We start from the raw sequence: 7,282 nt of genomic DNA, 5'->3' as shown, positions 1-7,282 counted from the left end.
AGGGCGGGGGGGGGGGGGGGCCCCCCCCCCCGCCCGCCCCCCCCCCCCGGGGGGGGCGGGGCCCCCCCCCCCCCCGCCCGCCCCCCGCCCCGCCCCCCCCCGCCCCCCCCCCCCGGCACGTGCGCGGCGTCAGTCCGGCTCCGGGTGCCGTCCGGGGCCCTCGGCGCCGGCGGACAGCGGGGTGGGTGACAGCTTGCTGTCTTCCTCACCGGGCTCCAGGAGGGTGTCGGCGGCCCCGACGATGAGCGGGTCGGGGGTGCCGACCGCCTCACGGTCCTTGTTGGCGTAGTCGATGCGCGACAGCAGACTGCGCATCGTCTCCAGCCGGGCGCGCCGCTTGTCGTTGCTCTTGACGACGGTCCACGGGGCGTGCGCGGTGTCCGTGGCGCGGAACATGTCGACCTTCGCCTCGGTGTAGTCGTCCCACAGGTCCAGCGAGGCCACGTCGGTCGGGGAGAGCTTCCACTGGCGCACCGGGTCGACCTGCCGTATCGCGAACCGGGTGCGCTGCTCCGAGCGGGAGACGGAGAACCAGAACTTCACCAGCAGGATGCCGTCCTCGACCAGCATCCGCTCGAAGGCCGGGCACTGGTCGAGGAACAGCTCGTACTCGTCCTTGGAGCAGAAGCCCATCACCCGCTCCACGCCGGCCCGGTTGTACCAGGAGCGGTCGAAGAAGACGATCTCCCCGGCCGTGGGCAGGTGCGCGATGTACCGCTGGAAGTACCACTGGCCCGTCTCGCGCTCGGTGGGCTTGTCCAGGGCGACCACGCGGGCGCCGCGCGGGTTGAGCCGCTCGGTGAACCGCTGGATCGTGCCGCCCTTGCCCGCCGCGTCGCGTCCCTCGCACACCACGACCAGGCGCGCGCCGGTGTCCTTGACCCACCGCTGCAGCTTGAGCAGCTCGATCTGCAGGATGCGCTTGGTGCGCTCGTACTCCTTGCGGCTCACCTTGCGGTCGTACGGGTAGTTCTCGCGCCAGGTGCGGGTGGGACGTCCGTCGGCGTCCAGGACGATCGGCTGTTCGCGTCTGCTGTCGTCGACGGTGAGCCCGTCCAGCAGCTTGTCGGCGTCTTCGGCGTTCATGTCCTTGCTCCCGCTGTGCCGGTGCGCCGGTCAGAAGGGCAGGCGGCCGCGGGTGCGGCGACCCGCCGAGCCGCTGCGGCCGACCGCGCGCGAGCTGGTGTGGAAGGGCTTGCTGAAGAGCCGGCCCAGGGGGCCGGGCGCCTTGCCGCCGGCCCGGGCGCCGGCACCGAGCGTGCGCTGCGTGCCGCGTTCGGGACGGCGGGAGAGGCGGGGGACGAGGAAGGCCAGGACGGCCAGGACGACACAGACGCCTATGACGGCGGCGATCACCATGATGTGCTCCCCTTCACTGGTCGGCGGATACACAGGTGCCCCGTCCCGGCTCTCCCATGTGAGGAGCGGGAAACTCCGCCCGGCCGGTCCGGCCGCGCCTCAGCCCAGATGCGTCGGCGCGAACATCCGCAGCACGGCCGGGAGCAGGACCACCGCGGGCCCGGGTGTGCGCAGCGCCTTCGCGAGGTCCTGCTCCAGGTGCTCCGGGGAGGTGCGCACCCCCGGTACGCCGAAGGACTCGGCCAGGGCCACGTAGTCGGGCCGGGTCAGTTCGGTCGCGGTGGCCTCGCCGAACGCGTCGGTCATGTACTCGCGCAGGATGCCGTAGCCGCCGTCGTCGACGATCAGCCAGGTGACGTCCAGGTCGTACTGGCGGGCCGTCGCCAGCTCGGCGATCGAGTACAGGGCGCCGCCGTCCCCGGAGACGGCCAGCACCGGGCGGGTGGGGTCGGCCACCGCTGCGCCGAGGGCGGCCGGGAAGGCGTAGCCGAGGCCGCCGGCGCCCTGGGCGGAGTGCAGCTGGTTGGGGCCCTTGGCGTCGAAGGCCGACCAGGCCCAGTAGGCCAGGATGGTCATGTCCCAGAAGGAGGGGGAGTCGGCGGGCAGGGCCCGGCGCACGGACGCCAGCACGTCCTGCTCCAGGGTGAGGTCCTGGGCGGCGATGCGGTCGGAGACCTTGGCGAGCACGGCCCGGACGCGGTCCGCCGCCGACGGGTCCTCGCGGGGCGTGACCGTCTCCAGCAGGGCCTGCAGCGCCAGGCGGGCGTCCGCGTGGATGCCGAGGGCCGGGTGGTTGGACTCCAGCTTGCCGAGGTCGGCCTCGATCTGGATCATCCGGCCGCGCGGCTGGAACGTGTGGTAGTTCGAGGAGAGTTCGCCGAGCCCCGAGCCGACGACCAGCAGGACGTCGGCGTCCTCCAGGAAGTCGGTGGTGTGCCGGTCCTCGATCCAGGACTGGAGCGAGAGCGGGTGGTTCCAGGGGAACGCGCCCTTGCCGCCGGGGGTCGTGACGACCGGCGCGCGCAGCGCCTCGGCCAGCTGCCGCAGCTTGCCGGAGGCGTCCGCGCGGACCACTCCCCCGCCCGCGATGATCGCCGGGCGGGCCGCGTTCGACAGCAGGTCGGCGGCGACGGCGGTGAGTTCGGGGCGCGGCGGCAGCTCCTCCGGGAAGGCGTCGCCGCCCGTCACCACGGGTATCGCCGTCCGCGCGAGCAGCACGTCCTGCGGGATCTCCACCCACACCGGCCCGTGCGGGGCGGTCAGCGCCGACTTCCAGGCCGCCTCGATCGCGGAGGGGATCTGCGACTGGGTGCGCACGGTGTGCACGGACTTGACCACCCCCCGGAACGAGGCCGCCTGGTCGGGCAGTTCGTGCAGGTAGCCGTGGCGGCCGCCGCCGAGGCCCGCCGTCGGGACCTGGCTGCTGATCGCCAGCACGGGCGCGGACGCGGCCGCCGCCTCCTGCAGCGCGGGCAGGGACGTCAGCGCGCCCGGCCCGGTCGACAGCAGCAGCGGCGCGGCCTCGCCGGTGATCCGGCCGTAGGCGTCGGCCGCGAACCCGGCGTTGTTCTCCACGCGCAGGCCGACGTAGCGCAGGCCGGAGCGGCGCAGCGCGTCGAACATGCCGAGGGCGTGCTGGCCGGGCAGGCCGAAGACGGTCGTCGCGCCCAGGGCGGCCAGGGTCTCCACGACCAGGTCTCCGCCGTTGCGGCCGCCGGGAGGGTTGAGGGCGGCCTCCGTCTGGGCGGGCGTCGGGCGGAGCACCAGGTCGTGGTCGTGGGTCACTTGGCTTCCGAGTCCTTCCGGGCCGCGGCGATCTGGCGGGACATGATCGTGGTCAGTTCGTACGCCGTGTGGGACGCGGCCACCGATGTGATCTCCGCGTGATCGTACGCGGGGGCCACCTCGACGACGTCCGCCGAGACCAGGTTGCAGGACGCGAGGCCGCGCAGGATCTCCAGCAGCTCGCGCGAGGTCATGCCGCCGGCCTCGGGCGTGCCGGTGCCGGGGGCGTGGGCGGGGTCGAGGCAGTCGATGTCGATGGAGATGTACAGCGGCCGGTCGCCGATGCGCTGGCGGAGCTGGTCGGCGACCTCGTCGGCGCCGCGCCGGTAGACGTCCGCCGAGGTGACGATGCCGAAGCCCATCTTCTCGTCGTCGGTGAGGTCCTGCTTGCCGTAGAGCGGGCCGCGGGTGCCGACGTGGGAGAGCGCGGAGGTGTCGAGGATGCCCTCCTCGACGGCGCGGCGGAACGGGGTGCCGTGCGTATACTCGGCGCCGAAGTAGGTGTCCCAGGTGTCCAGGTGGGCGTCGAAGTGCAGCAGGGCGACGGGGCCGTGCTTCTTCGCGACCGAGCGCAGCAGGGGCAGCGCGATGGTGTGGTCGCCGCCGAGGGTCATCAGCCGGGCGCCCGTGCCGAGCAGGTCGTCCGCGGCGGCTTCGACGGTCTCCACGGCCTCGTTGATGTTGAACGGGTTCACGGCGATGTCGCCGCCGTCCGCGACCTGCGCGAGGGCGAACGGGGAGGCGTCCTGCGCCGGGTTGTACGGGCGCAGCAGCCGGGACGCCTCGCGGATCGCGTTGCCGCCGAAGCGGGCACCCGGCCGGTACGAGACACCGGAGTCGAACGGCACGCCCACGACGGCGACGTCGGCGCGGCCGACCTCGTCCAGCCGGGGCAGCCGGGCGAAGGTCGCGGGACCGGCGTACCGGGGCACGCGGGAGGAGTCGACGGGCCCGCGGGGAGTCTCGGTGCTGCTCATGGAGAAATGCCTTCTTTCCTACGCTTCATCGCGTATGTACTGCTTGCCTTATGACTCTACTGGGAAGCCGGGACCGGTTCGGACGCGAGTTCGGGGGACCGTCCGGCGAGCCGCTCGCGCCAGGCGGCCAGGACGGCGGCGTCGGTGGCCGGCGAGGCCAGGGAGACGATCACGTAGGCGGCCAGCGAGGCGAGCAGGCCGTAGTAGACGGGCTCGTTGGCGAGGATGCCGTGGGTCGCCATCAGCACCACGACCGCGACGCCGCCGACCACCACGGAGGAGAGCGCGCCGTAGACCGTGCCGCGCCTCCACACCAGGCCGCCGAGGATCGGCACGAGCAGTCCGCCGACGAGGAGGTTGTAGGCGACGGTCAGGGCCTCCACGACGTTGTCGATGGCGATGGCCGTGGCGATCACGGCGAGACCCATGAGCAGGATGAAGGCCCGGTTGCCGCGCACCTCGTCGCGTTCCCCCTCGGCGGCCCTCCCCCGCAGCCTCGACCAGATGTCGTTGTTGGCGACGGTGGCGCAGGCGATCAGCGCGCCGGAGGAGGTCGACATCACGGCGGCCAGCGCGGCGGCGAGCACCAACCCGCGCACGCCGACGGGCAGTTCGTCCTTCACGATGGTGGCGAAGGCGTCGTCCGGGCTGCCGAGCTTCGGGTACAGCACCTTGGCGGCGGTGCCGATGACGGCTCCCGCGAGTGCGTAGGCGAGGCAGTAGGTGCCGGCGACGGTGCCGCCCCACTTGGCGGTGCGGTCGCTGCGGGCGGTGAAGACGCGCTGCCAGATGTCCTGCCCGATGAGCATGCCGAACGTGTAGATCAGCACGTACGTGAAGATCGTCTCGCCGCCGATGCCGAGCGGGTCGAAGTACTCGGTCGGCAGCTGCGCCCTCATCTCGCCGAACCCGCCGGCCTTCACGACGGCGATGGGCAGCAGCAGGAGCAGCACGCCGACGGTCTTCACGACGAACTGCACCATGTCGGTCAGCGTGATCGACCACATGCCGCCGAGGGTGGAGTACGCGACGACGATCGAGCCGCCGAGGACGATCGCCAGGGTGCGGTCGAGGTCGAACAGGACGTCGAAGATCGTGGCGTAGGCGATGGTTGAGGTCACCGCGAGCATGAGGGTGTAGGCCCACATGACGAGCCCGGAGATGACCCCGGCGCGGCCGCCGCCGTAGCGCAGGTCGAGCATCTCGGAGACGGTGTACACCTTCAGCCGGGCGATGCGGGCGGAGAAGAAGACGGACAGGGCGAGCAGGCCCAGGCCGATGGTGAAGACCATCCAGGCGCCGGACAGGCCGTACTGGTAGCCCAGTCCGACCCCGCCGATGGTGGAGGCGCCGCCGAGGACGATCGCCGCCATGGTGCCGGAGTACATGGCCGGGCCGAGCCGCCGGCCGGCCACCAGGAACTCGCTCTTGGACCGGGCGCGGCGCATGCCCCACCAGCCCATGGCCAGCATCCCGGCCAGATAGACGACGATCACGAGGTAGTCGACGGCCATGGGGCCTCCTTCGCACGCGCTCGCTCGCCCGGGGACGAGGGGGACGAGGACTGACCCTAGGTGGCCGGAAAGCGACTGCGAAGTGTACGTTTCATCCATTCGAGGCGGCCGTGGATGGAGGGAACGCACACCGTGCCGGAGCCTGCCGTCCCCCCGACCCCGCCGGTGGAGCTGCCCGCCCTGCTGGCCCGCGAGGACCTGGCGCTCACGCAGATCGCGGGACCGCCCGCCGCCGGCACCGTCGTCCACTGGGTGCACACCTCGGAGATGTCCGACCCGTACCCGTATCTGCTGGGCGGGGAGCTGCTGCTCACGGCGGGCGTGCACATCCCGGAGGCGGCGGGGTCCGGCACCTACTTCGACGACTACGTGTCCCGGATCGTCGCGGCGGGCGGCGCCGCCCTCGGCTTCGGGGTGGCCCCGGTGCACGACACGGTGCCGAGGGCGCTGGTCGAGGCCTGCGAGGCGCACGGCCTGCCGCTGCTGGAGGTCCCGCCGCAGACCACCTTCTCGGGCGTGGCCCGCGCGGTGTGGCAGCTGATGTCCCGGGCCCGCCTGTCCGAGCTGCGCCGGGTGACCGAGGCCCAGCAGAGCCTCGCCTCGGCCGCGTCCCGGCCCGACCCTGTCCCGTCCGTGCTGCGCGGGCTGGCCCGGTGGCTGGGGGGCTGGGCGGTACTGCACGGTCCGGAGGGGTCGGTGGTCGCGGCCGGCGGTCGCGAACCGGACGACGCCACGCGTGCGGCGCTCGCCCGGCTTGCCGAGGTGGTGCGGCCGGCCGCGGACGGGGCCGGCCGCCCCGCGCCCACGTCCGCCGCGGACACCGTCGCCGGCACGCACCTGGCCTCCTACGCGCTCGGCGCCGGGCACGGCTTCGTCCTCGGGGTCGCCGCCCCGCGCCGGGCGGCCGGTGACCACACCATCGCCTCCGTCGCCGCCGTGCTGCTGTCCCTGCTCACCGGGGAGCAGCACAGCGGGACCGGAGCGGCCCGTTCCGCCGCGCTGGTGCGGCTGCTGCTGGGCGCCTCCCCCGAGGAGGTCGCCGGGCTGCTCGGCGGCGGGCGGTGGCTGGTCGTGCACGGGCGGCCCGAACCGGACGGCGCCCCGGACCCGGTCGCCGCCTCCGCGCTGGGAGCCGCCCTCGGCTCCGCCCTGGTCGACCCCGCGGGCGACGTCGTCCGCGTCCTGGTCCCGGCCGGCCGGGAGCCCGCCCCGCTGCCCGGCTGGACCCTCGGCGTCAGCACCGCCGTCGCCCCGGCCGGCTGGCCCCTCGCCGACGCCCAGGCCGCCCGCGCCCTGGCCCGGGCCCGCGCCACCCGGGCCCCGCTGGTGCGGCACGGCGCACGCCCCGCGCTGGCCGACCTGGTGCCGGGCGAGGAGGCGGCGGCCCACGCCCGGGCCCTGCTGGCCCCCGTCGCGGCGCATCCCGCGCTCACCGAGACCCTGCGCACCTGGCTCTCCCTGCACGGCAGCTGGGACCGCACGGCCGTCGCGCTGTCCGTGCACCGCAACACCGTCCGCCAGCGCATCGCCCGCTGCGCGCGAATGCTGGAGACGGACCTCGACGACCCGGACGTCCGCATGGAACTGTGGTTCGCGCTGCGGCACGTCTGAGTACGTGATCCGAGGACACTATCTGAGTACGTGATC

The 7,282-nt window shown here is 73.8% G+C and carries 6 protein-coding genes; 1 reads left to right on the top strand and 5 read right to left on the bottom strand.

Translation table 11 applies throughout. The annotated features are described in order from the left end of the window. Positions 1 to 129: 129 nt before the first annotated feature. The 5 genes from ppk2 to ACIGAN_RS24295 all read right to left on the bottom strand — a co-directional run bounded on the left by ppk2 (position 130) and on the right by ACIGAN_RS24295 (position 5,635). Positions 130 to 1,086, bottom strand: coding sequence for a polyphosphate kinase 2 (gene ppk2, locus ACIGAN_RS24315; protein ID WP_365086031.1), 957 nt, complete (start codon positions 1,084 to 1,086; stop codon positions 130 to 132). A gap of 30 nt (positions 1,087 to 1,116) precedes the next feature. After that, on the bottom strand, positions 1,117 to 1,359 hold the full coding sequence (locus ACIGAN_RS24310) for a DUF6411 family protein (protein ID WP_365740488.1): 243 nt from the start codon (positions 1,357 to 1,359) through the stop codon (positions 1,117 to 1,119). Between the two features lie 99 nt (positions 1,360 to 1,458). After that, a complete protein-coding gene (locus ACIGAN_RS24305) occupies positions 1,459 to 3,144 on the bottom strand; it encodes a thiamine pyrophosphate-binding protein (protein ID WP_399860430.1) in 1,686 nt (561 codons plus the stop codon). Then, positions 3,141 to 4,121: an agmatinase gene (speB, locus tag ACIGAN_RS24300; RefSeq protein ID WP_365740491.1), complete on the bottom strand. Its 981-nt coding sequence runs from the start codon at positions 4,119 to 4,121 to the stop codon at positions 3,141 to 3,143. The genes ACIGAN_RS24305 and speB overlap by 4 nt, the downstream gene beginning before the upstream one ends. 56 nt (positions 4,122 to 4,177) lie before the next feature. Continuing rightward, a complete protein-coding gene (locus tag ACIGAN_RS24295; protein ID WP_399860427.1) occupies positions 4,178 to 5,635 on the bottom strand; it encodes a sodium:solute symporter in 1,458 nt (485 codons plus the stop codon). Between the two features lie 132 nt (positions 5,636 to 5,767). Here ACIGAN_RS24295 and ACIGAN_RS24290 point away from each other — a divergent pair, with 132 nt between their 5' ends. After that, on the top strand, positions 5,768 to 7,246 hold the full coding sequence (locus ACIGAN_RS24290) for a PucR family transcriptional regulator (protein WP_399860424.1): 1,479 nt from the start codon (positions 5,768 to 5,770) through the stop codon (positions 7,244 to 7,246). Positions 7,247 to 7,282 lie beyond the last annotated feature (36 nt).

The sequence above is a fragment of the Streptomyces sp. NPDC085931 genome (genome assembly GCF_044540565.1).
In the GTDB taxonomy this organism is placed as follows: Bacteria; Actinomycetota; Actinomycetes; order Streptomycetales; family Streptomycetaceae; genus Streptomyces.
Note: the sequence above shows the minus strand (reverse complement) of the source record. Positions and strands in the feature narration are given on the sequence as shown.

Excerpts from the sequence above, each read along its gene's own strand:
- ppk2 (WP_365086031.1), bottom strand. The coding sequence starts at position 1,086 with ATGAACGCCGAAGACGCCGACAAGCTGCTGGACGGGCTCACCGTCGAC.
- ACIGAN_RS24310 (WP_365740488.1), bottom strand. The coding sequence starts at position 1,359 with ATGGTGATCGCCGCCGTCATAGGCGTCTGTGTCGTCCTGGCCGTCCTG.
- speB (WP_365740491.1), bottom strand. The coding sequence starts at position 4,121 with ATGAGCAGCACCGAGACTCCCCGCGGGCCCGTCGACTCCTCCCGCGTG.
- ACIGAN_RS24295 (WP_399860427.1), bottom strand. The coding sequence starts at position 5,635 with ATGGCCGTCGACTACCTCGTGATCGTCGTCTATCTGGCCGGGATGCTG.